The organism is Pseudohalocynthiibacter sp. F2068, from assembly GCF_023015645.1.
Classification (GTDB): Bacteria; Pseudomonadota; Alphaproteobacteria; order Rhodobacterales; family Rhodobacteraceae; genus Pseudohalocynthiibacter; species Pseudohalocynthiibacter aestuariivivens.
In genome coordinates, this window is sequence record NZ_JALKAK010000017.1 from 23433 (window position 1) to 49275 (window position 25843).

Sequence of the window (25843 nt, forward strand, 5' to 3'; positions counted from 1 at the left end):
GTCTTCCTTTCTTAAGCGCGATCCGCAGGGGAACCGGGCATCAGGTCATAGGGGTGTTTCCAGCCGGGCAGGGCCGCGATGCGGTCAAGCCAGGCGTCAATATTTGGCCAATCGGCGCGGTCAAAGCCGAAGGGTTCTGGGTAAAAGAGATAACCACAGCACGCGAGGTCAGCGATTGTAACACTGTCGCCGACCAGCCAGCTGCGCCCCTCTAGTGCCGCGTTCAACGTGGCATAGGCGGCTTTCAGGCGGGCTTGAAGAAAGGCGATTGCTTCAACCGGGCGTTTTTCTTCCGGTAAGAAATTCATCAAAAACCGGGTTGTGCCCGCTTGCGAAGACAGCTTGTGATTGTCCCACAAAACCCAACGCAGGATTTCACGACGTTGATTGGCAGAACGGCCACCCAGTTTGCCGGATTTTGAACTGACGTAATCCTGTATCATGCCAGATTGCGAGAGTGTCAGATCACCGTCAACCATGACCGGGACTTCACCCATATCATTGAGTTCGCGAAATTCGGGGGTGCGAGCTTCGCCGTTAAAGAAATCGACATAAACCGACTCCCATTCCAATCCCGAGAGCTCCAAGGTCAGCGCTGCCTTATAGGCATTACCGCTTTCACCAAAACAGTAGAGTTTTATCATCTTTTGCTCCTTCCGAGCGTATTTTGGATCAGCGTTTTCGCGCTTCGAGTTCAGAGTTAAACAGACGCAAGCGGTGCGTTAGGTTGTCAGCGTCCATCACACTGTCGAAATTTTCAAAGAGGAACGAGAGAGCCTCGCCTTCATCCAGCCCAGCCTCACGGGCAAATCGTTTCAGGCGGCGATAGCCATCTTCAGTCATCGCAACAGGAAATCGGCGGGTCAGGCGCAGGCGTTTTGGCATCTCATTCTCCTTTAGGGATGGCCCGACCCATGCGTGGAACACACAGGCCTCTACCCCAATCTTAGAAGGCGTCAGCGTCAAGCGCCATAACGGTTTCGGCACCCGATTGAATGCGCGCCAGATGCATCCCCGTGGCTGGCAAAGCGCGCGCCATGTAGTAGCGCCCAGTTTTTATTTTCGTCTCATAGAAATTGGCGTCTTCAGCGCCGCCTTCAAGGGCCTCCATCGCGGCCTTGCTCATTCGCGCCCACATGAAACCAAGGCACGTATGACCAAAGAGATGCATGAAGTCATAGGATCCGGCGAGCGCTTCATTCGGGTTTTTCATGCCGTTTTGCATGAAGAACATTCCTGCCGCCTGCAAATCTTTTGATGCGGTTTTCAGCGGATCAAGAAAGTCCTTTTTCAAAGCCTCATTGTTTTCGTTTTCTTTGATGAAGCTTTTAATCATGTCAAAGAAGGCCATAACATGTTTGCCACCGTCTTGTGAAAGTTTTCGACCAACAAGATCAAGCGCTTGGACACCGTTTGCACCTTCGTAAATCTGGGTGATGCGCGCGTCGCGGGCAAATTGGCTCATGCCGTGTTCTTCGATGTAACCATGCCCCCCAAAGACTTGCTGGGCCTGTACGGCCATCTCAAACCCTTTGTCCGTCAGAAATCCCTTGATGACAGGGGTCATCAGGCTGACAAGACCTTCAGCAGCTTTGTCGTCAAGCTTGTGGCCCAGATCAATCAGACTTGCACCCCACAACACAAATGCGCGTGCGCCTTCTACAAATGATTTCTGATCCATCAGATTGCGGCGGATGTCAGGATGAACAATCAGCGGATCAGCCGGGCCATCCGGATTTTTTGAACCGGTTACATCGCGTCCCTGCAGGCGGTCTTTGGCATATTCAAGAGCGTTTTGATAAGCCGCTTCCGCTTGAGCGTAGCCCTGCAAGCCGACACCAAGCCGCGCTTCGTTCATCATTGTGAACATGGCGCGCATACCTTTGTGCTCTTCGCCCAGCAGGTAGCCCGTCGCCTCGTCGTAGTTCATCACGCAGGTCGAATTGCCATGGATGCCCATTTTGCGCTCTATATTACCGACCGAAACACCGTTGCGCGCACCAAGGCTGCCATCTTCATTCACAAGGAACTTAGGCACGATAAAAAGCGAAACTCCTTTGATGCCTTCCGGACCGCCAGCAATTTTTGCCAGGACCAGATGGATGATGTTGTCGGACAGGTCGTGATCACCGGCCGAGATGAATATTTTCTGGCCGGAAATCTTGTAAGTGCGGTCGCCCTGTGGCTCTGCCTTTGTGCGCATCAAGCCAAGGTCTGTGCCGCAATGTGGCTCCGTCAGGTTCATGGTACCGGTCCATTCGCAGGACACCATTTTTGGCAGGTAAGTTGATTTCTGAGCGTCAGTCCCATGGGCGTGGATCGCGGAGTAGGCCCCATGAGTCAGCCCCTGATACATGTTGAAGGCCATGTTTGCAGACACAAAGATTTCGCCAACAGCAGTTCCCAGAATGTAGGGCATACCTTGCCCGCCGTACTCAGGGTCACAATCCAAGGCTGTCCAGCCACCGTCTTTCATTTGCTGAAAGGCGTCCTTGAATCCTTTTGGTGTGTAGACAACACCATTTTCGAGACGACAACCTTCCTGATCACCGACAGCGTTCAGAGGGGCAAGAACATCCGAGGCAATTTTTCCGGCTTCTTCAAGCACGGCATTGGTGAAAACAGCCTCAAGCTCGCCGTATCCCGGGACAGCGGACCCAGAAACATTCAGTAGGTCATGTAGTAAAAACTGCATATCTTTTGTGGGGGCGGTGTAGCTCGGCATCCTGTAATTCCTTGCTCGTCTATTCTGGTTTCGTCATAGAAGCGAGCACCTGCTCGCCCCATTTCAACTGGTCTTGAAGGTCATGAATTGCCTCATCCAGTTCTGTTCGCTGGCCAATCATATCGTTCAGACGGTCCTGAGCGGCCTGGTAAACACTGCGCAATTGCATTAAATTCTGGTCTTCCATGCTGTAGAGATCCAAAAGCTGACGGATTTCTTCCAGACTGAAACCAAAGCGCTTACCACGCAGGATCAGCTTGAGACGCGCTCTGTCCCGTTTGGTATAAAGGCGCTTTTGTCCCTGTCGAATTGGGGACAATAGTTCTTTTGCCTCGTAAAACCGAAGCGTACGAGGCGTAACATCAAACGCTTCGCACATCTGACGAATTGTCATTTCCTCGTTCAACATTGCGATTTCCTTTACAAGCCGAGTCGCGCGATCAACTTATTTTACAGGATAACAGCCTGATTGACGTTAACGTAAATGTAACGTCACGTCACTTTTGGTTGTAACGGAACGTCACGCTTAACAAGCAATTCAGGTCAGCGAACTCTCGGTTTCGTCACGCAATTTCTGAAGATCGGAAATGGTGTCCGCCAGTTCATTTTTTTGTTGGTGTAAGGCTTCTAGCTGGCGGTCGGCAAGTTCAACCCAGGCATTAAGCTGCGCCTGTGTTCCATCTTTTTCGTAAATCAAAAGCCACTGGCGAATTTCTTCAAGGCTAAAGCCAAAGCGGCGGCCACGCAGGATCAGCACCATCCTTGCGCATTCCCTTGCAGAGTAGAACCGGCTGCGCTCCACCTTTCTAGGCTGAAGAAGTTCGATATATTCATAATATCGTAATGTGCGTGGCGTTACGTCAAAACGTGCACACATCTCTTTAAAGGTCAGTTCAGCGTTTTCGCTGGCGTCAGCCATTTTATCTACTTCTCTCTCTTCGGTTGAAACTTACGAGCTTAGAGTTCAGAGATCAATCATGCCTATTGTGGAATTCTGGTGCATTGGGTGGCGCGATGCTTAAAGCGGACAGTTAGGGGTTGCGGGGCTGAGCGTGACACCTAATAACTCGTGTAGATCACGAAAAGGTATCTGCATATGTCAGAGATTAACGCAAAACTTGCCCGGCAGTTCATAGAAGCGATACCGCATTCACGCGCGTTAGGGATGGTCGTCACCGGGATCGGTAATGGGATTGCTGAAATCGCGATGGAATATGACATCCGCTTTGTAGGAGATCCGGCAACAGGCGTCATACATGGCGGTGCTGTATCGGCATTAATGGATACCTGCTGCGGCGCCGCAGTGATGAGCCACCCGTCTTCACCCGCTGCAACAGCAACCATCGATCTCAGGATAGACTATATGCGCCCTGCAACCCCGGGGCAGCGCATAACTGCACGGGCAGATTGTTACCACGTAACAAGGAGCGTTGCCTTTGTGCGCGCCACTGCGTTTGACGAAGATACAGAACGTCCGGTTGCCAGCGCCACAGGTGCCTTCACGATAGAAGCCGGGAAACCAGAACAGGGGGATCGAGAATGACAAAGCAACCCGAACCCGTTCAGATCGTAAAACAACGCCGTGATGCTGCGTTGAAGGCGTTGGCAGACGGTGTTCCTTACATCGGGTTTCTTGGTATTGGCTTTGACCGCCGCGGGGATGAACTTACGGCGGTACTGCCTTTCGATCAGAAACTCATAGGCAACCCGTTTCTTCCGGCGATTCATGGAGGAGTGACAGCAGCGTTCCTGGAAGTCACTGCGATTATCGAGCTAAGTTGGTCAGTGCTTTGGAATGAAATCGAAAGCGGCGAGGTTTCCGCGGCAGAGATGGTGGCAGGAAACTATCCGCGCCTGCCTAAAACGATTGACTTTACAGTCGATTACCTACGCAGCGGCCTGCCACGCGATGCTTATGCGCGTGCGCGCGTGAACCGGTCTGGCCGTCGATATGCAAGCGTGCATGTCGAAGCCTGGCAAGACAACCGTTCGCGTCTTTTTGCGCAGGCAACTGGGCATTTTCTGATGCCCAACCGCAATGGCTGAAACCGTCCATCTGACACACAGGCGGGTGCTGAACATCGCGCTTCCAATCGTGCTGTCAAACGCAACGGTGCCGATATTGGGTGCTGTCGATACAGGGGTTGTTGGACAGATCGGACTGGCGGCACCTATCGGGGCCGTTGGGATTGGTGCGATCATCCTGACTGCGCTGTATTGGATTTTTGGTTTTCTGCGGATGGGGACGGTTGGATTGACCGGGCAAGCCTTGGGCTCGGGAGATTCAGACGAAGTTCAGGCAATGCTGTCGCGCGCGCTGATGATTGGTGGAGCCGCTGGTTTCTGCGTCATCCTGATGCAATTGCCGTTGTTCTGGGCAGCATTTCATCTCTCGCCCGCCTCGGCAGAGGTCGAGGGCATGGCACGAAGTTACATGCGCATCCGCGTCTATTCCGCCCCGGCCGCAATTGCGCTTTATGGTATTACGGGGTGGTTGATTGCGCAGGAACGTACGCGGGGCGTTCTGGTGCTTCAGCTTTGGATGAACCTGCTCAACATCGTGCTTGATCTGTGGTTTGTTTTGGGCCTCGATTGGGGGGTGGAGGGTGTTGCCTTTGCAACGTTCCTTGCGGAATGGAGCGGTCTGGGCCTCGGGCTTTGGCTGTGTCGCGACGGTTTTGCCGGTGACGCATGGCGAAGGTTTGACAATGTGTTCAACACCCGGCGGCTGAAACGCATGCTGCTTGTGAACATTGATATTCTGATCCGTTCGCTGCTTCTTCAGGCGATGTTTGTCTCTTTCCTGTTTCTGGGATCGGATTTCGGCGATGTTGAGCTGGCGGCAAATCAGATTTTATTGCAATTTCTTGAAATTACCGCCTATGCGCTAGATGGTTTTGCATTTGCTGCCGAAGCACTGGTCGGGCAGGCGCTTGGCGCGCGGAATCGGCTGCGCCTGCGACGTGCAGCCTTGATATCGAGTTTCTGGAGCGCAATTTGGGTTGTGTTGCTGACGCTGGCTTTCATGCTTTATGGCGGGAAAATCATTGACATAATGACCACCGCGCCAGAAGTGCGTGAAGCTGCGCGCACCTATCTTGGATACATGATCGCGGCACCTGCGCTGGGCATAGCAGCCTGGATGTTTGACGGAATCTTTATTGGTGCAACGCGTACAAAGGATATGCGCAACATGATGGCAATCAGCGCGGTGGTTTACCTGATTTCACTGGCGGTTCTGTTGCCGACGTTTGGAAACCACGGGCTGTGGATATCACTCTTGATCAGTTTTGTTGCGCGTGGTGTCACGCTTGCATTGCGTTACCCTGCGCTGGAACAGGAAGCAGCCTAAAGAATATCCAGAACAGATTCTGGCGGACGACCCATGGCGGCTTTGTTGTTCACAATAACAATAGGGCGTTCAATCAGGGCCGCGTGTTTGGTCATTGCATCGATCAGAATAGCGTCAGAGGCATCAACCTTCAGCTCAAGTTCTTTGAATAGCGCATCTTTCGTACGCATGATATCTGCGGGTTTTGCACTTAAAAGTGTCAGCACAGACCGGATTTCTTCGGCTGAAGGCGTGTCGTTGAGATAGAGCCGTACTTTCGGCTCAATGCCATTTTCCTCAAGCAGTGCAAGCGTTTGACGCGATTTTGAACAGCGTGGATTATGCCATATTTCAATCATAACCAATCCTCTTTTGCGGTGCCGACGGCGTCAGCAACATTTTCAAATCCATCTCGTTCCAGAAGCTGATCAAGCCCGCGGGCAATATCAGCCCCAAGCGACAGACCTTTGTAAACCATCGCTGTGTAAAGCTGTATGGCAGACGCCCCAGCACGGATTTTTGCATAAGCCTGTTCTGGGCTCGAGACGCCACCGACACCAATAAGCGGCAGTTTCCCAGCCGTGATTTCAGAGAGCTTTGCCAAAACGCGGGTGGATTTTTCAAACAGTGGGGCACCCGAAAGACCGCCTGCCTCCACACTGGCTGCGCTTGTCAAACCTTCCCGAGATAGCGTTGTGTTGGTGGCGATGATTGCATCAAGACCAGAGGCGAGTGCAACCTTGGCAATCTCTGACAGTTCACTATCAGAAAGATCCGGTGCGATTTTCAGAAAAATAGGGATGGAACGGGGCAGGGCTTTTCGGGCTGTCATAACGCCGGCAAGAAGACCGGCCAGCGCTTCAGAGCCTTGAAGGTCCCGCAGTTTTTCTGTGTTGGGCGAAGAAACATTGACGGTCGCAAAATCTACATATGGGCCACAATGTTCGAGAACCCGGGCGAAATCTTCAGCGCGATCTTCGCTGTCTTTGTTTGCACCCAGATTAATGCCGGCAACGCTGTTTTTGGGGCGTAAGGCAAGGCGTCGCCCGATGGCCTCCATCCCTTCATTATTAAAGCCAAACCGGTTGATAGCTGCCCGGTCTTCGGTCAGACGAAAAAGCCGTGGGCGTGGGTTGCCGGGTTGTGCATGGGGTGTTGCAGCCCCGACTTCAATAAACCCAAATCCTGCGCGGCTGAGTGGCGCGAGCGCTTCGGCGTTTTTGTCATATCCTGCTGCAAGACCAATTGGGTTTGGCAATTTAAGACCGGCAAGCGTTGTTGCAAGACGCGAGGATGTGACAGCACCGGGCAGCGGTGCGAGGCCAAGCCGCAGTGCTTTGATAGATAGGGAATGCGCGGTTTCAGGATCACAGCGATGCAAGGCCGCAAGCCCAATCCGTTCAATTAGGTTCATAGTACACCTTCTGGAAACATGTGGCTTTTACCATCGCAGGGCAGTGGCTTTACCCAAAGCATTTCGGATAACTGCAACGCGCGATAAAGGTGCGGAAACAACGCCCCACCCCTTGACGGTTCCCATTTCATATCGTCGCCAAAGACGTCGGATTCAAATGCCAGCAGCATCAAGCCGTCAGTATTGGAGAAGTGCTTTGCCGCTGTTTCGACGACTTGTGTGCCCGTGGAGAAATGGATGTAGCCGTCAGAAAGGTCGACCGGAGCACCAGCAGTCCGGCCAGCGCGTTCGAACTCATCCCATTCACTCGCGCGAAAAATCTTAAAAATTAACATGTGGCTGACATGCCGAAAGCCCGCCGATAGGTCAAGCAATTGCAGCACCGGACGTGATTGGAATTGAAGACTCCACATGCGTTCAAACTTTGACTCCTGCGCTTGTTGTCGGCAATCTGATCAGGTCCAACAAAATGGGGTATGAAATGACAGATCGATTCCTGACCGCATCTTTTGCTTTTACGCTTATGGCTGGAACGGCAAGCGCTGATTATTCGCTCACCATTTTGCATACCAATGATTTTCACGCACGGTTTGAACCTATTTCAAAATATGACTCCGGTTGTTCCGCCGAAGATAACGCAGCTGGTGAATGCTTTGGTGGGACCGCACGCCTTGTTACCGCGATTACCGAGGCCCGGACCCGAAGTAACAATGCGATCCTTGTGGACGGTGGTGACCAGTTTCAGGGCACGTTGTTTTACACGTATTACAAGGGCGCCCTTGCCGCAGAAATGATGAATAAACTGGGCTACGACGCGATGACCGTGGGTAACCACGAGTTTGATGATGGCCCCGAAGTACTGCGTGGGTTCATGGACTCAATAGATTTCCCGATATTGATGTCAAACGCGGATTATTCGAGGGAAGCTTTACTGTCAGGAACTTTGCAAAAATCAGTCGTTATAGAACGCGGTGGCGAAAAACTAGGGCTGATCGGGTTGACCCCTCAGGACACAGATGAACTGGCGAGTCCCGGTCCAAACATAGTGTTCACAGACCCTGTTGACGCAGTTCAGTCAGAAGTTGACCGGTTGGAAGACGAGGGTGTTAACAAAATCATTGTGCTGTCCCATTCGGGTTATGTCGTTGATCAACGGGTTGCGGCGGAAACCACGGGTGTGGACGTGATTGTTGGGGGCCACTCCAACACGTTGCTCAGCAATACCAACGAACGCGCCACAGGCCCTTATCCGACAATGGTTGGGAGCACTGCAATTGTTCAGGCCTATGCGTACGGGAAATTTTTGGGTGAACTAAATGTTACCTTTAACGATGCCGGCGAAGTTACAGAAGCCGTGGGTGAGCCGCTTGTTATGGATGGCTCGGTTGCTGAAGATAACGCAACGACCGACAGAATTGCGGAGCTTGCGAAGCCTCTGGATGAAATTCGCCAGCGTGTCGTCGCAGAAACAGCAGCACCAATAAACGGTGACCGCGATGTTTGCCGTGCACAGGAATGCGAGATGGGCAACCTTGTCGCCGACGCAATGTTGGCGCGTGTGAAAGATCAGGGTGTTTCGATCGCGATTGCAAATTCCGGCGGGCTTCGCGCCTCCATCGACGCGGGCGAGGTAACAATGGGTGAAGTGTTGACGGTGCTGCCATTCCAGAACACACTTTCAACATTTCAGCTTTCAGGTGCGGGTATCCTGGCGGCGCTTGAAAATGGAGTAAGTCAGGTTGAAGAAGGGGCAGGGCGCTTTCCACAGGTTGCAGGGATGAAGTTCATTTGGGATTCTTCGGTAGCAACTGGAGAGGGGCGTGTTGTCGAGGTGATGATTGCAGAGGGGGACGCTTGGGTTCCGCTGGACCCGGCGAAAATTTACGGAGTCGTCACAAACAACTATGTACGAGGCGGCGGGGATGGCTACAAAATATTCTCGACCGACGGTATGAACGCCTATGACTATGGCCCAGATCTGGCAGATGTTACGGCCGAGTACCTTACGTCGCAGGGGCCATACCGTCCCTATACCGATGGTCGTATTTCAAAGCGCTGAACAGCGGGAAAACGAGAACGCCGCCTGCTACAACATGCGCCTTTTTTACCGACGATATGGCTGCTAAAGTCATGCGATGTGCGGACGTTTTGCCAATACCCTGCCAACCGATGCTATGGCGCAGATTTTTGACGCCGTTCCCTCGAATGATCTGCCTGACGTTCCAAATTTCAACGTCTGCCCAACAACGCAGATCAGTGCCGTCACAAATGCCGAAGGGCGCAGGCTGGTTTCGATGCGATGGGGCTTTATTCCATATTGGTGTAAAAGCCCGAATGACGGGCCATTGCTGATCAACGCGCGGGCAGAAACAATTGCTGAAAAGCCAGCGTTTCGCGAGGCGTGCCGCTCACGGCGCTGTCTTATCCCGGCGACAGGTTTCTATGAATGGACAAAGACTGCAGATGGAAAGCGCCTGCCTTGGTACATACACTCAAAAGATGGTTCACCAGTTGTGTTTGCTGGTGTTTGGCAAACCTGGGAAAAGGGGGAAGCGCCCGTCGCAAGTTGCGCAATTGTGACCACAGAAGCAAACGAAGAGATGTCAAAGATACATCATCGAATGCCGGTTACGTTGCAACCTTCTCAATGGGCTTTGTGGCTGGGAGAAAGCGGAAAGGGTGCAGCGAAATTGATGCAACCCGCGTCAAACGATGTCTTTGAAGCTTACCGGGTTGCAACGCTGGTGAATTCCAACCAGTCAAGCGGGCCGGAGCTTATCGAACCGCTGTATAAATAAACAAAGCCACATCCTGAGATGCAGCTTTGCCTAGTCGGGGAAGAATCCTCGACAGCACGCGTAGGGATAGACTGCTCAGTCTACGGGTGCCGGATCGAATGTAACAGCGCCTTCAGGATTTGCTATTTCGCCGTCTTCATATGTTGTCGTATCTGCACTTTCGAAAGTCAGATCCATGCCTGAAGCTACTTGCACATCGAAAGAACCCGAAGGTGCCAGTGAATCGGTGCTCCAGCTCTCGTCTTTAGCAAGTGCTGTGCGTGCGACTGTGTCGTCATTTAGAAAACGAATTGTGTCGCCGGGGTTTGCATAAACAAGTGGCGGCATAAAGTGGTTGTCGTAGATCGTTACGACATGAATTTCGCCAAAAGCTGTGGTTGCGCCAACAGACATGAAGCCTGCAAGGGTAAGTGAGACTAAAGATTTACGCAGCATCGGAACCTCCTAGATGCCGTAGGGTGCCCGCCCAAGTGAAAAGTTAATGATTATTTATTGCATCTGAATAAGGCGGATATATGGCGGGACTGTGGCGCGCTTGTATGACTTGGGGCAGTGGATCGCCACAATAGCGGCAAGGGGTTGTCGGCACGGTTCTGCACGCTACGCGGGAATGTCCGTACCCGCCACAAGTTTTATACAAGCGATTCTCGAAGCAAGATACTCGGTTTGAGACGGCATTGATTTTTTATCTAACTTAAAGTTTTTAATGTATTAATTCGCCACCAAAACTTAGGTGGCGCAGCCGTTTGGTTGGTAGGTTTTTCAGAAATCAATACCCCAAAAAAGCGATCTGAAGCCTAAATCAATGGCCGTGGTTTGGTTAAATTAGGACATACACGTGATGTGTTAACAAACCTAATATTCTGTGTTTACGAATAGTAAACAATAGAAAATCCTCAATTTTAACTGGAATCAGCGTCTCAACAGCCTGCAACGAATCATGCCTTTTTTTCGCAGAATGGCCGCTTACGTAGGATGTGGATTCATAAATGGAATTTTGGCATTGCAGAAACCGGCGAAACAGACTGAACAGCTTAGGTGTCAGCCAAACAGTGTTCTCGCGGAAGCTGATTAGGTTCAAGAGATGGCATAGTCGTCAGTCCAAGCTGCGCGAGTGTGAGGCTCGTTTCCTGAGACAGGACATCCCATAGCTGATTCAGGCCTTTCTCTCTGCGGGTCGCCATCGCGAAAAGCAAGGGCCGGCCAAAAAAGACGAAATCAGCACCCATGGCATATGCTTTGACGACGTCTTCACCAGACCGAAGGCCTGAATCGTAAAACAAAGGAAATCCCTCGCCAACCGCCTCTCGTATCTTGCGTAAGGCAAGAATAGCAGGCGGCGCGCTATCAAGCTGGCGCCCCCCGTGGCTGGAAACCTGAACCGCGTTAATCCCGATTTTCTTTAGCTGTACTGCGTCCTCAACATTTAAAACACCTTTGACGACAAGATTGCCTTTCCATTGATCTCTAAGCTTCGCGAGATAACCCCAATCTGCCCGTGCACGGCTTTCGGTTCTGTCAAATGTTGCATGTTCCCCGCCGAAATTGGCAAGCTCTGGCCGGCCTTTAAGCAGTGTTGAAAGGGACCATGTCGGATGCAGCGCAAAGTCGACAAATTGTTGCGGCCCGAGCCGGAAGGGCATTTTGAAGCCACGGCGCAATTCGCGTGGTCTGCGGCCAACCTCTGGCACATCAAGCGTCAATACCAAGGTTTTGAACCCGGCAGCCCGCGCCCGGTCGACCAGCGTTTGTGTTCCGCTTCCATCACCACTGAAGTAGAGCTGAAACCAAGCGTGTCCTTCCGCGACTTCAATCATCTGTTCCATCGGCGTTGACGCAACTGTAGAAACGCCAAATGGAACATGATGCGTCGCCGCCAAACGGGCCAGCATCAGATCAGCACCTGGGGTTGATAAGTTGCACATCCCCATAGGGCTGATGCCAAACGGCCGCTTTGCATCGTGACCAAATACCGGGACGCTAAGATCCCTTTTTTCAACGTTGTTCAGAATGCGCGGCTGCAAGCGCAAGTCGCGAAGCACCTGTCTGTTCAGGGCTTCACCATATTCTTCTCCGGCTGCGCCGTCGATGTAGTCAAAAACCATCCATGGCAGCCGTTTCCGGGCAAGCCTGCGCGCATCAGAACTCGAGTGAATTTCGTTTGATGCAAACATACCATGTTTCCTGATAAATCTCAGCGCGACGTTTGCGTTGAGATTATGATTTGAACTTGGCGGATCATGACAAGATTTACGATTTAACCTGTTTCATGAAACGATCACGGATAACGACCGGGTCCATGGTGATCACGGGAACCTTGATGTTGCCGCTTTCGCATTTACTGACAATGATCGTCATCTTGTTTGAGGCAAGCGCATCTTCAAGAGCTTTCTTTGTGTCCTCTGCTTTGCATTCAACGACCTGTTCGCATCCACACGCAAGCGCGACAGCAGTCAGCGACGTTTTCTTGCCAGCGTAGGTCGGCTGATCCCCGGTCGAGCCATAGCTGCCGTTGTCGATGATCAGCAGGATGAAATTGTGAGCGACATTGTTAGCAATTGTTGGCAATGTGCCAAAGTTCGTCAGAACCGACCCATCCCCATCAATCGAAATGACCTTTTTATCCTGAGCCAAGGCAACGCCAAGACCGATGGAAGACGACAGCCCCATTGTTCCTAACATGTAAAAGTTTGTGGGTTGATCATCTATCAAGTGCAATTCCTGGCTGGGAAGGCCGATGTTGCAGACGACCAGATGATCCCGGATCACAGGTGCGATATCGCGCAGAATGTCAGAGCGGATCATGATCAGTATCCTTTCCAGAAAGAAGCATCTGTCAGAATGGCGACAGGTTTGTTGCACATGAAGGTGTGTTTCAGGATCGCGTCGAATTCATTGACGTCATCTTCATGGTGAAAGTGGTAGGTCGGGATGTTGAGTTGCGCCAACAGCGCCTTGGTGTGCACAGCCATTTCAACCTGGCAGGCCACCGGTTCGCCCAGTTCACCACGGTAGCTGATCAGCATCGGCAGCGGCATTCGGTAATACTGGGTTAGGGTGACAAGTGTGTTGATCGTGACCCCAATTGCGGTGTTCTGCATGATGATCGCCGGACGTTTGCCGCCCATGAACGCACCGGCACAAAGCCCCATCCCTTCGTCTTCCTTGTTCGACGGGATGTGATAAATATTCTTGCACTCGTCGATTTTTTCGATGACGCCGGCCAGTTGCTTGCAGGGCACGGTAGTCACGAATTCAACCTTGTTTGCGACAAGGTCGGATACGATTTTTTCATTTACGGACACGTTTTGTACTCCTCACGTGCTGAAATTTGTTTTTTGCATCACTGTGCAGAACTGATGCGAAGTCCCGTTTTTGGAAAGTTATTCTATCGTTTCTAGCGCAACACGTGGACCGAACAAGGCGCATGGCGCACAATTCGGGCAGCCGTCGAGCCCAGAAAATAATCGCTCAACCCCGGTTTATGCGACCCAATAACAATACAATCGGCCCCACATTCTTTTGCGTAATCGGTAATCACGCGACCGGAATGACCTTTAAGCAATAGAGCTTTTACATCGGGCGATCCAGCAACACGTTCGGCAAGGCGGTCTTTGGTTTTTTGAAGCGCCGTCGCAACGGCCTCGTCCGTGACGTAAGTGCTGACAGAACCATGAAGCGGTTCATAGACATGGACCGCAATAATCTCTCCGCCTTTATCTACAAGGCTGCGGGCAGCCTCAATGGCCGTTTGGCCTATGCCATGGTCAAGGGCCAAAGAGACGATAACTTTTTTATACATGACCGTTCCTTAATTCTGCGACACTTCGATCGCGTTTTGCGTAGATTTCAACGTTTTGTTTGCAGGTTTTTCTCAAGGCCCTGCGTGATCGGGGATCAGTACTATTTTGGGAGCGGCAACCTTGCCTGCGCGAATGTCTTTGAACGCGCGCGCGCCCTCAGACAGGGGTTTTGTTTCAATCCAGTCGAGTGCACCGAGGCGGCCATCGAAAATTGCTTGATTCGTCTGGCGAAAATCTTCAGCTGTATAGGTATAGGTGCCAATAAAAGTGATTTCCTGAAGGGTCATACGCCGTACATCTAGCCCGCCGGCATCTTCGCCCAAGCCGATATGCATGATGACGCCACCGGGCCGTGCATGTTTAGAAGCTGTCGCGCGGGTGCTGGCAAAACCGACACCATCGATGACAATATCGAACATGTCATTGCTGTTTAACTGATCAGCCGAAATAGCATTCTGATTGCAATTACGCTGAAGGTGCAGGCGCCGCTCGGCGTTAGGTTCAACGATTTTGATATCCGACACACCCTGAGCGGCAAGGCTTAGCGCGGCCCCTAGGCCAATCGCGCCACCACCTAACACAAGTGCACGAATATTGTCATGTTCAGCGCCCAACGTTTCGAGGCCAATCCGAACGGCATGCCAGCCACAGGCGATGGGTTCAGCAAGGGCTGCCTTTTCAAGCGGCACGTCTGCGGGCACAGTAACCAGATTGCTTTCGGGCATGGTCAGCCATTCGGCAAACGCGCCTTCGCGCGGTGGCATCGAGATGATCTGGCGCTCAGGGCAAAGGTTGTCCCGGCCGGACACACAGGCCGGACAGGTGCCGCAGGTTACCAGCGGGTTGACTGTGACACGCTCGCCATCTCGCGCGCCCCCCTTGATTGCGCCTGCGGCTTCGTGCCCAAGGATCAGCGGTGCAGGTCGCCGAGTATCATGCCCCAAATAGGCATGCATGTCTGACCCACAGATACCAACGCTTTCAATCCGGATCAGCTGTTCGTTCAGCATCGGTACAGGATCAGTCACATCGCGATAATCAAGCGATTCAACGCCGGTATAGACAAGGGCTTTCATTTCGCAGTGTACCCCCCATCAACCATCAGAACCTGACCCGTCACATAGGCCGAAGCGTTCGAGCACAGGAATAGGAGCGGCCCATCGAGATCTTCGGGTTCGCCATTCCGGCCGATACAGGTTTGCGTGGCGTTTTGCGCGGCGCGCTCCGGGTCGTTGAAAACGGGTGCGGTAAGTTCAGTACGGATAAAACCCGGTCCAATCGCATTCACATTGATCCCGTGCGGCGACCAGACCTCTGCCATTGCGCGCGTTAATTGACCGATCCCGCCTTTGCTGGCGCCGTAGGCAATACCCCCAGGAAAAGCGCGGGTCATTTGAAGAGAGGCGAAATTAACGATCCTGCCCCAACCTTTTTCTTTCATCCCGCTTACCAGGTGTTGGCTAAGGAAAAACGGCGCGGTGAGGTTCAAAGACAGCGTGACATCCCAGCCTTCGGGGGTAACGGCATCTGCAGCCTCACGGGTGTTGATCCCAGCGGCATGGACAAGAATATCAGGTTGCCCAAAAGGGTCAGCGGCGCGTTCAGCCAGTTCCGGCAGGCTATCGCGGTCAGACAGATCATGCGGGATCACGGCGGTATCACCGTTCACATTTGCCTGCCAGTCGGCCAGTTGATCAGCCCGACGTGCCACGCCCACAACGCTGGCCCCAGCCAGCGCAAGCAATGTCGCTGCGCGGCGCCCCAGCCCGGAACTGGCACCCGTGACACAAGCCACGCGCCCCTTAAGATCAAAAAGACCGGGAATAGGGGATTCGTCAGCCATTTGCAGTGAGGTCGAATTGTTCATCGGGGAAGTATTTTTTCAGTCGGATATCCGCAGTACGCGCATGTCCTTCCATACCTTCCAACCTTGCGATGCGTGCGGTTGCTTCGGCAATTGGTTTTGCTCCTTCGCGGGTGGATTTTTGCCATGTGACAATCTTCATATATTTGTGCACAGACAGACCACCAGTGTACTTGGCAGAGCGGGACGTTGGCAGAACGTGGTTCGTACCTGATGCTTTGTCGCCGAATGCCACGGTGGTTTCTTCACCCAGAAACAAAGAGCCGTAGCATTGCAGCCGGTCTAGCCACCAAGGCAGGTCAGCCGCTTGTACCGTCAGGTGCTCTGGCGCGTATTCGTCAGAAGTCGCCGCCATTTCTTCGCGATCATCGCAGACTATCACTTCTGCATAGTCACGCCACGCAGCTTCGGCATTCATGCGATTTACTTCTGGCAATTCAGCAATCAATCCTGGGACCAGCTTCATGACTTTCTTTGCCAGGGTTTGGTCTGATGTCACCAGCCATACCGGTGAGTTGTATCCGTGCTCTGCCTGTCCCACCAAATCGGTCGCAACAATTTCAGCGTCCGCTGTTTTATCGGCAAGTATAAGGCTATCGGTCGGCCCGGCGATCATGTCGATCCCGACCCGGCCAAACAAAATACGTTTGGCTTCAGCTACAAACTGATTTCCCGGTCCGACCAGAATGTCGGCCTTCGGAAGACCAAACAGACCAAAGGTCATAGCGGCGACACCCTGAACACCACCCATCGAAAGAATGGAGTCCGCACCACACAGGTTTGCGGCATAGATTATTGCCGGTGCGATACCCTCTCCCATCCGAGGAGGGGAGCAGGCCACAATGTGCTGACATCCCGCAACCTTGGCGGTTGTCACCGTCATGATGGCGCTCGCAATATGGCTGTAGCGCCCACCGGGCACGTAACATCCAGCCGCAACGCACGGGATGCTTTTTTGGCCGGCGATCAGGCCGGGCACGACTTCGAGCTCGACATCGCGCATGGTTTCTTTCTGCACTTCTGCAAAGCGGCGAACGTTGTCGTGCGCAAAGGCGATATCGTCTTTTAACCGTTGAGAAACCAGAACGGATGCAGCTGCTATTTCTTCCTCTCCCAGAAGAATTTTGCCCTGATACTGATCAAACTTTTGCGCGTACCGCAGGGCAGCTTCGTCGCCACCCTTTTCGATATCGTCCAGTATAGTCTGAACTGTGTCGCGCACATCACCTGCATCGGTTGAAGCAGTCTTTGTTGCCTTTTTTAAGTAATCACGAGCCATTTAAGACGTCCTATTTAAAACTATCAGGTAGAAGGAAGGTTGAAACTGCCGGAATGTAGGCGATCATAAGAACGACTAGCAGCATAAAGAATACAAAGGGTACTGCACGGTTTGCGATCCTTAAGATGGATTCACCAGTAATCCCCGACACAACAAAAAGATTGAGACCAAGTGGAGGGGTGATGAAGCCAACTCCGAGCGATGTGATCATCATGATGCAGAACTGAATTTCGTTCATTCCGATTTCATCTGCCAATGGTTTCAAAATGGGTGCAAGGATAACGATGTTAGGCGTCGTTTCCATCACGCAACCCGCAGCGATCAGAATGCCGATCATAAGCAGGATCAGAACATAGGGGTTCTCGGTAAGCGAGGTCACAGCATAGACAAAGCCCTGCGGTACACCCATTGCAGCAAGTGTTTGTGCCAGTGGAAGTGAAAAAGCGATGATTGGCAGAATAACACCGTTCACTTTGGCAGAGCCCACAAGCATTGATGGGAAGTCTGAGAGTTTCAGCGTACCAAGGATAAAGCCCAAAATGATCGTGACGACCACTGCAGTTGCGCCTGCTTCGGTTGGTGTGAGCCGACCCGAAAATATTCCGTAAAAGATGATGCCGGGCACAAGGAATGCATACCAGCCACTTTTCAGTGCTTTACCCAGATTGCTTAGCCATTCCGCGGTTGTGATCATCCCACCGCCTTCATAGGCGTGTTTGCGATTTACGATGATATTCGTGATCAGGATGGAAAGAAGCACTAAAATGCCAGGGATCAGGGCAGCCTGAAACAGGGTCGACGCGGAAATTCCAAGCACAAGACCAATAATGATATAGGCAATCGAAGGCGGGATGAGGATGCCGGTACAAGCCCCCGCAGCAACCAGTGCGCAAGCGTAAGGGCGGGGATAGCCGCTCTCGACCAACCGATCGATTGTCATCCGCCCAACTGCAGCAGCCCCTGCCGCATCTGAACCTGAGATAGCTGAGAACATCCCGCAAACCAGAACGGTGGCAGAGCCAAAACCGCCCTTGGCCCAACAGGTCAAAGCTTCTGCAACGTCAAGAAATTTGCGGCTTAAACCCGTCCTGACGAGCACGTCACCAGTCAGGATGAAAAGCGGTACCGCCGTGAGGGCGAAGGCGTCGATCCCGTCGAACAGGGACTCGCCCAATAGTGACATCGGCAAAACATCTGAAAGTATCAGCATGCTTACTGCGCAGGCACCAATGGCTGCCCATACGGGAACGCCGAGCGCGCAAAACAGGACGAAGATCAGAACCGGGCCGTAGAACGACCAACCAAGGTCAACCGTCTGTTGCTGTAGGGTTTGCCAGAGCATGTCGAACCTCAATCAAAAAGTTTATTGCCTTCAAAGACGGGGCGGCCTGCAAAAAGGTCCGTCACATCCCGAAGCAAAGATTGCAGTAACCGAAAGACGACAAGTCCAAACCCAATTGGAACAGCCATCAGAAACCAGACTTTTGAAATTCTCAGCCCGTCAGTGACCGAGCCGTATTTCCAGCTCACCCCGACTGTCTCGAAAGACCAATAAAGTGCCAGGACTGCGATCACTAACATCACCAGATCACCAAAAATGTAGAGCAATGCTTTCATGCGCGGCCCTACATAGTGAAAAAGCACATCTATTCGAATATGTGCACGTTCCTTAACGGCTGACGCAGCGCCGATCCAAGCCAGATAGATAAAGGAGTAGCGCACAATTTCCTCGCCCCAGATTGAAGAGTAAGAAAAGAGTTCACGCCGAAGCACCTCTATCGCCATAGTCGCAACAAGCAGCGTGTAAAACACGAGCAGCGCCCAGCGTTCCGCGTTTTTGTCGATGTTACGCAATATCTGACCCATATCAGCCCCACTATCTCAAATGAATTGGCTTTGGGCAGTGTGCTGCCCAAAGCAATTGTTGTCTGGTCTATGCGTCGTGTACGTAGTAGCGGCCCATGGTGTTCGCGCCTTCTTCAAGACGATTGAACACATCCATCGATCCGGCGAGATCAGTTTTGAACTGGTCCCATTCACTCCGCTGGTAGCCGCCCGCTTCTTTCCAGGCGTTCAGCTGATCATCGCTAAGGGAGTGGAATTCCACGCCAGCTTTTGACAGTTCAGACATTGCGTAAGCGCGTGCTGCCGGAACTTTTGCCAGATTCTGCTGTGTCGTGACTTCGGATGCGAATTCAATGCCTTCTTGAACGTCTTCAGGCAGTGAATTAAACCATTCGAGGTTGCACGAGAATATCTGGCTGTCCGGCACGGCTTGCGTAAAGGTAACGTGGCTCAGAATATCCTTGAAGCCAAAGACATAAAGCGCTCCAACAGATGGGTCGAGAGCATCGGCAACACCTTGTTTGATCGCCGATGGGGTTTCACCCCAGGCAACAGGCGTCGGGTTTGCGCCAACCATGCGATAGTATTGTTGCAGCATCTGGCTACCGGGAACGCGGAACTTCACGCCGGACAAATCACTTGGCGACAAGACGGGACCGGAGCCCCCTTTGCGTACAGCAACAACGCGTGGGTCAATCACCACATAGAATAGTGGTTTAAAGCCCTTTTCTGCAATTTTTGGATGCACTTCATTTTTCCAGGCATCTGAACCCACAAGGTTCGTGAACCGCTGATTAGAACCGCAGAAATAAGGGAGGTTGATCAGGTCAATTGCCGGGGCAAATGGTGCAAAATTTGACAATGAATGTTGAGCTGCCTGGATCGTGCCACCCTGTACCTTCTGTACCAGAGCGCCGCCTGCGCCGAGTTGCCCGCCGGGGGCGAGCTTGACATATACTTTGCCGTTGGTGGCGTTTTGGATGTTCTCTTTGAGGTCCAACTGCATAATCGGATAGCTGCGTGAGGCACCCAATACATAAGCGGTTGCTATCAGCATTGTGTGGTCAGCCGCCGCCTCGCGCTCACGTTCTTCTGATGCTGTTTGCGCTACGGCTTCTGAGGACCAAAGCGTTCCTGCCGCGCCCGCAACCATGGCTGCTGTAAACGCACCGCTACCCGTAAGCTTTAAAAAATTTCGCCGTGAGGCAGAGGTCAATTCAGTTGTTTCATGTTCAGTTGTCATTAAAAATCCTCCCAGATTTCGGTATTTTGTTATTCTTTCCCAGATTTTGATCGGTCGCGGTTTTCAAACGAAATTATTGCGGCCACAAAGAAAATACTGGTCAGAAGAAGTGTCAGCATCTCTCCGACATCCGAAAGGAAGCTCGCGTTCCAAAACGCGCCTGCCAGTACATTGGTCAGAAAAGCTGCGAAAACGATTAGCGCTGCGAAGAGCGCGATGTTGCCGAATTTATGCAATTCAACTCCCTTTCTGCAAAAACCCAGGGCTCCTCCCCGTAAGAATCTGCGTCTCCCTTTATTGACTGTAAGCGCTTACATTGATTCATGCAAGCGCTTACATTAATGTCGGCTATACTAGCATCCTTGATGTCAATATCGTGCGCGTGTAACCGGATAAGTGCGCCGGAAAGGTTCGATTGTGAAAAAGATAAGAATGAAAAACACAGGATCTCCGACACTAGAGGACGTTGCAGAGGCTGCAGGTGTTTCTACCGCAACCATTTCTCGTGCACTCAATGATCCGGACAAAGTTGCCAAGGAAACACGGGAGCGGATTCAGAAAGCAGTTGATCGGCTTGGTTATACACCGAATTTCGGCGGCCGGGTGTTGGCGTCGAACAGGACAAATACGGTAGGAGCAATAATTCCATCGATGGCCAATGCGATGTTTGCGAGCGGTCTTCAGGCCTTTCAGGAAGTCCTGGCTGAATCAGGTGTCACTCTGCTAGTTGCAAGTTCAGGGTATGATACAGAGCACGAATTTCGACAAATTCGTTCTCTCATGACACATGGGGCCGACGGTTTGTTGCTGATTGGGGATGAGCGCCCTCAGAAAACAAAGGATTTTCTGGCGCTACGCAAAATCCCCTATGTAATTTCATGGTGCTACAGAAACACTCCTGATGGTTTGTACGTAGGTTTCGATAACGAAAAAGCCGCTTACAAATTGACCAATCGCGTTCTTGAGTTTGGTCATCGGGACATTGCGATGATTGCAGGGATCTCAAAAGGCAATGATCGCGCCAGAAACCGTATTGAAGGGGTCAGTCGCGCTGTTCGTGAGAACACTGATGGTGCAAGGCTGACGAAAATTGTTGAAGCCAGATACAGGTTGGAAAACGGTGCAGAAGCATTTGACGAGATTATGTCGGCTTCAGATTTACCGACCGCGATAATTTGCGGCAATGACGTTTTAGCGGCTGGTGCGATTGTTCGGGCGCGCAAAAAGGGAGCTAGAGTACCGGACGACGTTTCAATCACCGGCTTTGACGATATTGGCTTAGCCTCGGTTGTTGAGCCGGGCCTGACAACTGTACGGGTGCCGCAGATTGAAATGGGACAAGAGGCAGCAAGACAGTTGCTTAGACTTCTTTCCAATCAACCAGCCACATCAAGCATAGAAATTGAAACCGAACTGGTAATGCGGGACTCCCTTGCAGCCCCAAAGGCCTTGGCGGTTTAGTCAGGACATTTCCGATAAAAACGGCGTCATGCATGGCTTGCTGGCAACATCGCGATAGGTCGCGTTTGTGAGAAGAAAATTAATCCATCCTAAGCACTGTCGTGCCGACGTCATAGACTACATAGAGAAGTATCGCCTCAGCAGCCGAGAGTTCGTTCTGAAAATACAAAAAACCAAACCGCCTGCCAAGAGACGAGATTTTGAAAGAACTTGAACCAAGGGTAGATTAAGATGTTCTTACTGGCTTCGGATGCTTTAGTTACCATGTTCAATTTGGACTCTGCGGTTCTTTGTTCTCGGGTAAGCAGTGTTTTCTTTCCCCGGCAAACCCCTAACCCTTTGGACAAAATAGAACCGTATGTTTGATTTTTTGAAATATTTCTCAACAGACAATAACTTTTTCGAATGAACCCTTTAGGATAAAAACAGAAGGTTTTTAGTTTACGATCGGCAAACAATTGCTTTCGTATTCAAACTGAATGCTTCGATCAAGAATTGGATCATGCATGACGGCTCGGAATCTTTTTGCGCTGCGAACGCTGTTGATTGCAGAAAAGGTACCACAAAGCATTGCGGAGTTATCCGGCATGTCGGCATCTTCGCGCAGTGTTTCTAGGGGTATCAGTTGGGCCAATCGCCCGTCCTGATAAAGTTGCCAATCGCTATTTTCCCATATCCAGGACCGTATTTCAATTTTGTCCAGATGCTGCGACAAGGCTCCGAAATCCCAAAGAATTGTTGCGCAGGGTTTTTGACAGGCTTGTTTTGACGCCGCAACAGATGTCACCTCAAGTTGCCTGTCGGTATGGTCAGATCCAAGGCCCAGCCAGATCTTGCCGTGGCTTTGAACCAACATTGGTTCTGCTTCGCCCGAGGTTTTTTCTCCTAAAACATTGATCTTAGTTTGCGCCGTCAAAAGCGTGTTTGACACCCGATAATACAGCGGAACTTTCGAAGGTGGAGAAACACCAATCGCCGCCAATTCGTCAATATGGTGTTGTACTGCGTCTTTATTGCGACCGGTCCAACCTGCGATAAAGAGGTGATCCACCTCGATTTCCACGGGACCATGTTCTGTTGTAAATTGCATCTGGATTGCGAACTTTCCTGAAAACTAGGTTACAGAGAGTGTGTGCACTGCAATAGTGTCCAGCACAACATTCAATCAGTTTGCGGAGAAACCCATTGACGTTTGATCAGCTCAAAACTTTTTTCTGGGTGGCTCGACTTGGTGGATTCAGACGGGCGTCTGAAAGGCTAAACCTTTCTCAGCCCGCGATTTCAACACGCGTTGGAACTCTGGAAGATGAATTGGGGGTTAAACTTCTCGAACGAACCTCAAAGGGAATAGTCCTTACAAAACCCGGAACACTACTTTTAGGGTACGCAGAACAAATGCTGTTTGTTCAAGAAGAGATCATGAAACGTGTCGCCGATACATCCGAGATTGAAGGGCTGTTTCGTGTTGGATCGTCTGAGACGATTGCACAATCATGGTTGACCGGCTTTCTTAAGGCATTCAGCGAGGAATATCCTCGGGTGAATATTGAACTGACCGTTGATATTTCGGGTAACTTGCGCAACAGCCTGCTTGAAAGAAAAGTCGATCTTGTTTTTCTGATGGGGCCAGTTTCTGAGTTTACCGTGGAAAATGTTCCGCTGCCGAAGTTCAATTTGCATTGGTTCAAATCAACAAAAAGCGGTCCGGTAGACCTGAACGAAACACCGGTTATTTCCTATGCTGCCAAGACACGGCCCTACCGTGAATTGATCGCTGAACTCGCGCGGCGTATTGGGCCGAATGTGCGTGTCTATTCATCTGCATCCTTGTCAGCCAGCCTGCAAATGATAGCGGCGGGAATTGCCGTTGGACCTTATCCTCGGGCGTTGGCCGCAAGCCTTTTGGAGTCAAACCAAATCGAGGAGTTTGACCCGGGATTTCAACCAAGCCCTCTTGAATTCACGGCGTCTTTTCTTAGTGAACCCCGCAGCTTTCTGGCAGAACGTGGGGCTGAGATTGCACATGTCGTTGCAACTCAATGGGATAAAGATCACGAGAATTAGATTGGGCTATCCAAATTATTTATCAAAAGTGATACAAAATGATAATTTGAGGGAATGTTAAAGCTGTGCGAGGCTCTTTTTCAAGTTTTGAAAGGTACTTGCGATGCCTCTACATGCTGCCCTTTACTCGGAGCTTCGGAAACGTGATGCGCAGGCAGTGCGCGCCGCGATCAGGGAAGGTAGCTATGATCGACATACCGCAGGTCTCGCTCCGGGCAAGTTGCAATGTAACCTTGCGATTGTATCAGAAAACGTTGCTTTGGATTTCCTGAGGTTTTGTCAGCGCAATCCAAAACCTTGCCCGGTTGTCGGTGTTGGAAACACCGGAGATCCATTTCTTCCGATACTCGGCAAAGATATCGACATTCGGACGGATGTTCCAAGGTATAGGGTGTTTCGCGACGGTCAGCTGGCCGAGGAAGTAACGAGTATCGGGCATTTGTGGTCAGATGACCTGGTTACAGTTGCACTTGGATGTTCCTTCACTTTTGAGAATGCTTTGATCGCGAACGGTATTCCGGTTCGCCATATCGAGCAGGACAAAACAGTTCCGATGTTCCGCACCAGCATCCCGCTGGTTCCGGCAGGTGTTTTTGCTGGTGAAATGGTGGCAACCATGCGGCCGATTCACAAGGATCGCGTCGAAGATGCCTATCGTATTAGCGCTGCATTTCCGCATGCTCATGGGGCCCCGATCGCACAAGGGAATCCGGCAGATATCGGAATTGCAGATTTGAACAAACCGGATTGGGGTGATCCGGTTGATGTCGGAAATGACGAAGTCCCAGTTTATTGGGCCTGTGGCGTGACACCGCAAAACGTTTTGCTCAATGCCAAATTGCCGCTCTGTATTACCCATGCGCCCGGCCACATGCTGATCGCGGATGTCGATGAAACCTTGGAAGGTCCAGCCTTTCAGACCATGAAACAAACTTAAAAGAGCGAACTCAACAAGGAGAAAATCAATGCGTAAGACACTTGCAATACTCGCTGCCTCAACAGCGCTTGCAGCGCCCGCAGCTGCAGAAGACCTCGCCGTCGTTGGTAGTTGGTCTGGACTGCCGCTGCACAAACAGTACGAAGCACCCTTTTGGGGCACCACCTTGCCTGAGGCATCGGGTGGGTCGATCAATGTCGAATTGACGACGCACAATCAAATGGGACTAGGTCTTGGCGATATCTACAACCTGCTTGGTCAGGGTGTTTTTGATGTCGGTATGACCGTTGCTGATTATGCTGTGGCAGACGCCCCCGAGCTTGAAGGTCTTGACGTGCCGCTGCTCGCCCTAACTGCGGACGAAGCGCGCGCGATGGTCGATGCTGCGCGCCCGATGGTCAACGACATCTACCGCGACCGTTTCAATTCGCACGTTTTGGCTATTGCGCCTTATCCGCCTCAAGTTGTTTTTTGTAATGCAGAGATCGCAGGGTTGGATGATCTTCAGGGTTTGAAAGTACGCGCTTCTGGCCGTATGACCGCGAAATTGCTGGAGGCGCTTGGCGCTGAAGGTGTGAACGTATCGTTCTCGGAGGTGCCTGGCGCACTACAAAAAGGTGTTGTTGATTGTGCCGTTACAGGGGCAGGGTCAGGCTATAGTGCCGGATGGTGGGAAGTTTCGACCCACCTGATGCCTCTGCCTTTGGGCGGATGGGACCCCGTTGTTACAGCAATCAATATGGATAAATGGAACAGCCTCAGTAAAGAGACCCAGTCACTGATTGAAACCTCTATCAAATCCGACTTTGAAGACCCTGCTTGGGCCAGTGCACAAAACGCTCTTGTGGACGACATAGCATGTCTGACCGGCAATGGTGAATGCCCTGCTGGTGACGCGCGTTCCATGACTTTGGTAGAGGCATCAGATGCGGATTTTGCCAAGGCCCGGAATATACTTGAAACAGAAGTTTTGCCTGAATGGGCAGAGCGCGCTGGCCAGGACTGGGCCGACCGTTGGAACGCGTCTGTTGGCAAAGTGGTTGGCGTATCCATCAACTGATAGGGACGTTTCTCTCAGA

The 25843-nt window shown here is 51.7% G+C and carries 30 protein-coding genes; 9 read left to right on the forward strand and 21 right to left on the reverse strand.

All coding sequences use genetic code 11. The features are described 5' to 3' along the window. Positions 1 to 11 precede the first annotated feature (11 nt). The 5 genes from MWU63_RS16860 to MWU63_RS16880 all read right to left on the reverse strand — a co-directional run bounded on the left by MWU63_RS16860 (position 12) and on the right by MWU63_RS16880 (position 3644). Positions 12 to 644, reverse strand: coding sequence for a glutathione S-transferase family protein (locus MWU63_RS16860; protein WP_247078944.1), 633 nt, complete (start codon positions 642 to 644; stop codon positions 12 to 14). A gap of 28 nt (positions 645 to 672) precedes the next feature. Beyond that, on the reverse strand, positions 673 to 885 hold the full coding sequence (locus MWU63_RS16865) for a hypothetical protein (protein ID WP_213888791.1): 213 nt from the start codon (positions 883 to 885) through the stop codon (positions 673 to 675). A 61-nt stretch (positions 886 to 946) separates the two neighbouring features. After that, entirely contained in the window at positions 947 to 2725 is a 1779-nt protein-coding gene (locus tag MWU63_RS16870) for an acyl-CoA dehydrogenase C-terminal domain-containing protein (RefSeq protein WP_213888790.1), read from the reverse strand. Positions 2726 to 2744: 19 nt separating this feature from the next. After that, the gene (locus tag MWU63_RS16875; protein WP_213888789.1) at positions 2745 to 3134 is read right to left on the reverse strand and encodes a MerR family DNA-binding transcriptional regulator; all 390 of its coding nucleotides are present in this window, start codon (positions 3132 to 3134) and stop codon (positions 2745 to 2747) included. A 129-nt stretch (positions 3135 to 3263) separates the two neighbouring features. Further along, complete coding sequence (locus MWU63_RS16880) at positions 3264 to 3644, reverse strand: MerR family DNA-binding transcriptional regulator (protein ID WP_213888788.1); 381 nt, start codon at positions 3642 to 3644, stop codon at positions 3264 to 3266. A 177-nt stretch (positions 3645 to 3821) separates the two neighbouring features. Here MWU63_RS16880 and MWU63_RS16885 point away from each other — a divergent pair, with 177 nt between their 5' ends. From MWU63_RS16885 to MWU63_RS16895, 3 genes are read left to right on the forward strand one after another with little or no spacing between them, the layout of a single operon-like run. Further along, the gene (locus tag MWU63_RS16885) at positions 3822 to 4268 is read left to right on the forward strand and encodes a PaaI family thioesterase (RefSeq protein ID WP_213888787.1); all 447 of its coding nucleotides are present in this window, start codon (positions 3822 to 3824) and stop codon (positions 4266 to 4268) included. Then, positions 4265 to 4771, forward strand: coding sequence for a PaaI family thioesterase (locus tag MWU63_RS16890; protein ID WP_213888786.1), 507 nt, complete (start codon positions 4265 to 4267; stop codon positions 4769 to 4771). Before MWU63_RS16885 ends, MWU63_RS16890 begins: the two co-directional genes overlap by 4 nt. Beyond that, the gene (locus MWU63_RS16895) at positions 4764 to 6077 is read left to right on the forward strand and encodes an MATE family efflux transporter (protein WP_213888785.1); all 1314 of its coding nucleotides are present in this window, start codon (positions 4764 to 4766) and stop codon (positions 6075 to 6077) included. Before MWU63_RS16890 ends, MWU63_RS16895 begins: the two co-directional genes overlap by 8 nt. On the opposite strand, the gene arsC is transcribed toward MWU63_RS16895, so the two are convergent. The 3 genes from arsC to MWU63_RS16910 are packed head-to-tail and all read right to left on the reverse strand — an operon-like array spanning position 6074 to position 7805. Further along, entirely contained in the window at positions 6074 to 6415 is a 342-nt protein-coding gene (arsC, locus tag MWU63_RS16900) for an arsenate reductase (glutaredoxin) (protein WP_213888784.1), read from the reverse strand. The genes MWU63_RS16895 and arsC overlap by 4 nt on opposite strands. Beyond that, positions 6412 to 7470: a quinone-dependent dihydroorotate dehydrogenase gene (locus MWU63_RS16905; protein WP_213888783.1), complete on the reverse strand. Its 1059-nt coding sequence runs from the start codon at positions 7468 to 7470 to the stop codon at positions 6412 to 6414. The genes arsC and MWU63_RS16905 overlap by 4 nt, the downstream gene beginning before the upstream one ends. Then, positions 7467 to 7805: a DUF952 domain-containing protein gene (locus MWU63_RS16910; protein ID WP_213889085.1), complete on the reverse strand. Its 339-nt coding sequence runs from the start codon at positions 7803 to 7805 to the stop codon at positions 7467 to 7469. Before MWU63_RS16910 ends, MWU63_RS16905 begins: the two co-directional genes overlap by 4 nt. A gap of 146 nt (positions 7806 to 7951) precedes the next feature. Here MWU63_RS16910 and MWU63_RS16915 point away from each other — a divergent pair, with 146 nt between their 5' ends. Together MWU63_RS16915 and MWU63_RS16920 are read left to right on the forward strand one after the other, a co-directional pair. Beyond that, positions 7952 to 9529 (forward strand): bifunctional metallophosphatase/5'-nucleotidase, encoded by a 1578-nt coding sequence (locus tag MWU63_RS16915; RefSeq protein ID WP_247078946.1) that lies wholly within the window; start codon positions 7952 to 7954, stop codon positions 9527 to 9529. Positions 9530 to 9605: 76 nt separating this feature from the next. After that, complete coding sequence (locus tag MWU63_RS16920; RefSeq protein ID WP_213888781.1) at positions 9606 to 10268, forward strand: SOS response-associated peptidase; 663 nt, start codon at positions 9606 to 9608, stop codon at positions 10266 to 10268. Between the two features lie 75 nt (positions 10269 to 10343). Here MWU63_RS16920 and MWU63_RS16925 read toward each other — a convergent pair whose 3' ends face one another. The 12 genes from MWU63_RS16925 to MWU63_RS16980 form a co-directional block, all read right to left on the reverse strand. Next, complete coding sequence (locus tag MWU63_RS16925) at positions 10344 to 10703, reverse strand: hypothetical protein (RefSeq protein WP_213888780.1); 360 nt, start codon at positions 10701 to 10703, stop codon at positions 10344 to 10346. Positions 10704 to 11302: 599 nt separating this feature from the next. Next, positions 11303 to 12442, reverse strand: a complete 1140-nt coding sequence (locus MWU63_RS16930) for an alpha-hydroxy acid oxidase (protein ID WP_213888779.1) — start codon at positions 12440 to 12442, stop codon at positions 11303 to 11305. A 76-nt stretch (positions 12443 to 12518) separates the two neighbouring features. After that, positions 12519 to 13073 (reverse strand): sulfopyruvate decarboxylase subunit beta, encoded by a 555-nt coding sequence (gene comE, locus MWU63_RS16935; RefSeq protein ID WP_213888778.1) that lies wholly within the window; start codon positions 13071 to 13073, stop codon positions 12519 to 12521. Between the two features lie 2 nt (positions 13074 to 13075). Next, positions 13076 to 13573, reverse strand: a complete 498-nt coding sequence (gene comD / locus MWU63_RS16940) for a sulfopyruvate decarboxylase subunit alpha (protein ID WP_213888777.1) — start codon at positions 13571 to 13573, stop codon at positions 13076 to 13078. Between the two features lie 92 nt (positions 13574 to 13665). Then, complete coding sequence (locus MWU63_RS16945; protein WP_213888776.1) at positions 13666 to 14070, reverse strand: universal stress protein; 405 nt, start codon at positions 14068 to 14070, stop codon at positions 13666 to 13668. 72 nt (positions 14071 to 14142) lie between these two features. Further along, entirely contained in the window at positions 14143 to 15147 is a 1005-nt protein-coding gene (locus tag MWU63_RS16950; RefSeq protein ID WP_247078948.1) for an alcohol dehydrogenase catalytic domain-containing protein, read from the reverse strand. Continuing rightward, a complete protein-coding gene (locus MWU63_RS16955; RefSeq protein WP_213889081.1) occupies positions 15144 to 15914 on the reverse strand; it encodes an SDR family oxidoreductase in 771 nt (256 codons plus the stop codon). Before MWU63_RS16955 ends, MWU63_RS16950 begins: the two co-directional genes overlap by 4 nt. Beyond that, positions 15907 to 17214: a histidinol dehydrogenase gene (hisD, locus tag MWU63_RS16960; protein ID WP_213888774.1), complete on the reverse strand. Its 1308-nt coding sequence runs from the start codon at positions 17212 to 17214 to the stop codon at positions 15907 to 15909. The genes MWU63_RS16955 and hisD overlap by 8 nt, the downstream gene beginning before the upstream one ends. Before the next feature lie 10 nt (positions 17215 to 17224). Then, positions 17225 to 18556 carry a TRAP transporter large permease gene (locus MWU63_RS16965; RefSeq protein WP_213888773.1) on the reverse strand — a complete coding sequence of 444 codons (1332 nt, stop codon included), beginning with the start codon at positions 18554 to 18556 and terminating at the stop codon, positions 17225 to 17227. Between the two features lie 8 nt (positions 18557 to 18564). Next, complete coding sequence (locus MWU63_RS16970) at positions 18565 to 19080, reverse strand: TRAP transporter small permease (RefSeq protein WP_213888772.1); 516 nt, start codon at positions 19078 to 19080, stop codon at positions 18565 to 18567. A gap of 67 nt (positions 19081 to 19147) precedes the next feature. Next, positions 19148 to 20302 carry a TRAP transporter substrate-binding protein gene (locus tag MWU63_RS16975; protein WP_213888771.1) on the reverse strand — a complete coding sequence of 385 codons (1155 nt, stop codon included), beginning with the start codon at positions 20300 to 20302 and terminating at the stop codon, positions 19148 to 19150. A gap of 29 nt (positions 20303 to 20331) precedes the next feature. Continuing rightward, on the reverse strand, positions 20332 to 20538 hold the full coding sequence (locus tag MWU63_RS16980; RefSeq protein ID WP_246531682.1) for a hypothetical protein: 207 nt from the start codon (positions 20536 to 20538) through the stop codon (positions 20332 to 20334). Positions 20539 to 20734: 196 nt separating this feature from the next. Here MWU63_RS16980 and MWU63_RS16985 point away from each other — a divergent pair, with 196 nt between their 5' ends. Continuing rightward, on the forward strand, positions 20735 to 21763 hold the full coding sequence (locus MWU63_RS16985; RefSeq protein ID WP_213888770.1) for a LacI family DNA-binding transcriptional regulator: 1029 nt from the start codon (positions 20735 to 20737) through the stop codon (positions 21761 to 21763). Between the two features lie 436 nt (positions 21764 to 22199). On the opposite strand, the gene MWU63_RS16990 is transcribed toward MWU63_RS16985, so the two are convergent. Further along, entirely contained in the window at positions 22200 to 22853 is a 654-nt protein-coding gene (locus MWU63_RS16990) for a DUF2848 domain-containing protein (protein ID WP_213888769.1), read from the reverse strand. A gap of 95 nt (positions 22854 to 22948) precedes the next feature. Between MWU63_RS16990 and MWU63_RS16995 the strand changes: the two genes are divergently transcribed. The 3 genes from MWU63_RS16995 (at position 22949) to MWU63_RS17005 (ending at position 25824) form a co-directional block, all read left to right on the forward strand. Beyond that, positions 22949 to 23827 carry a LysR family transcriptional regulator gene (locus MWU63_RS16995; RefSeq protein WP_213888768.1) on the forward strand — a complete coding sequence of 293 codons (879 nt, stop codon included), beginning with the start codon at positions 22949 to 22951 and terminating at the stop codon, positions 23825 to 23827. 103 nt (positions 23828 to 23930) lie between these two features. Next, positions 23931 to 24764 (forward strand): putative hydro-lyase, encoded by an 834-nt coding sequence (locus MWU63_RS17000; RefSeq protein ID WP_213888767.1) that lies wholly within the window; start codon positions 23931 to 23933, stop codon positions 24762 to 24764. Between the two features lie 28 nt (positions 24765 to 24792). Next, positions 24793 to 25824 (forward strand): TRAP transporter substrate-binding protein, encoded by a 1032-nt coding sequence (locus MWU63_RS17005; protein ID WP_213888766.1) that lies wholly within the window; start codon positions 24793 to 24795, stop codon positions 25822 to 25824. Positions 25825 to 25843: the final 19 nt, after the last annotated feature.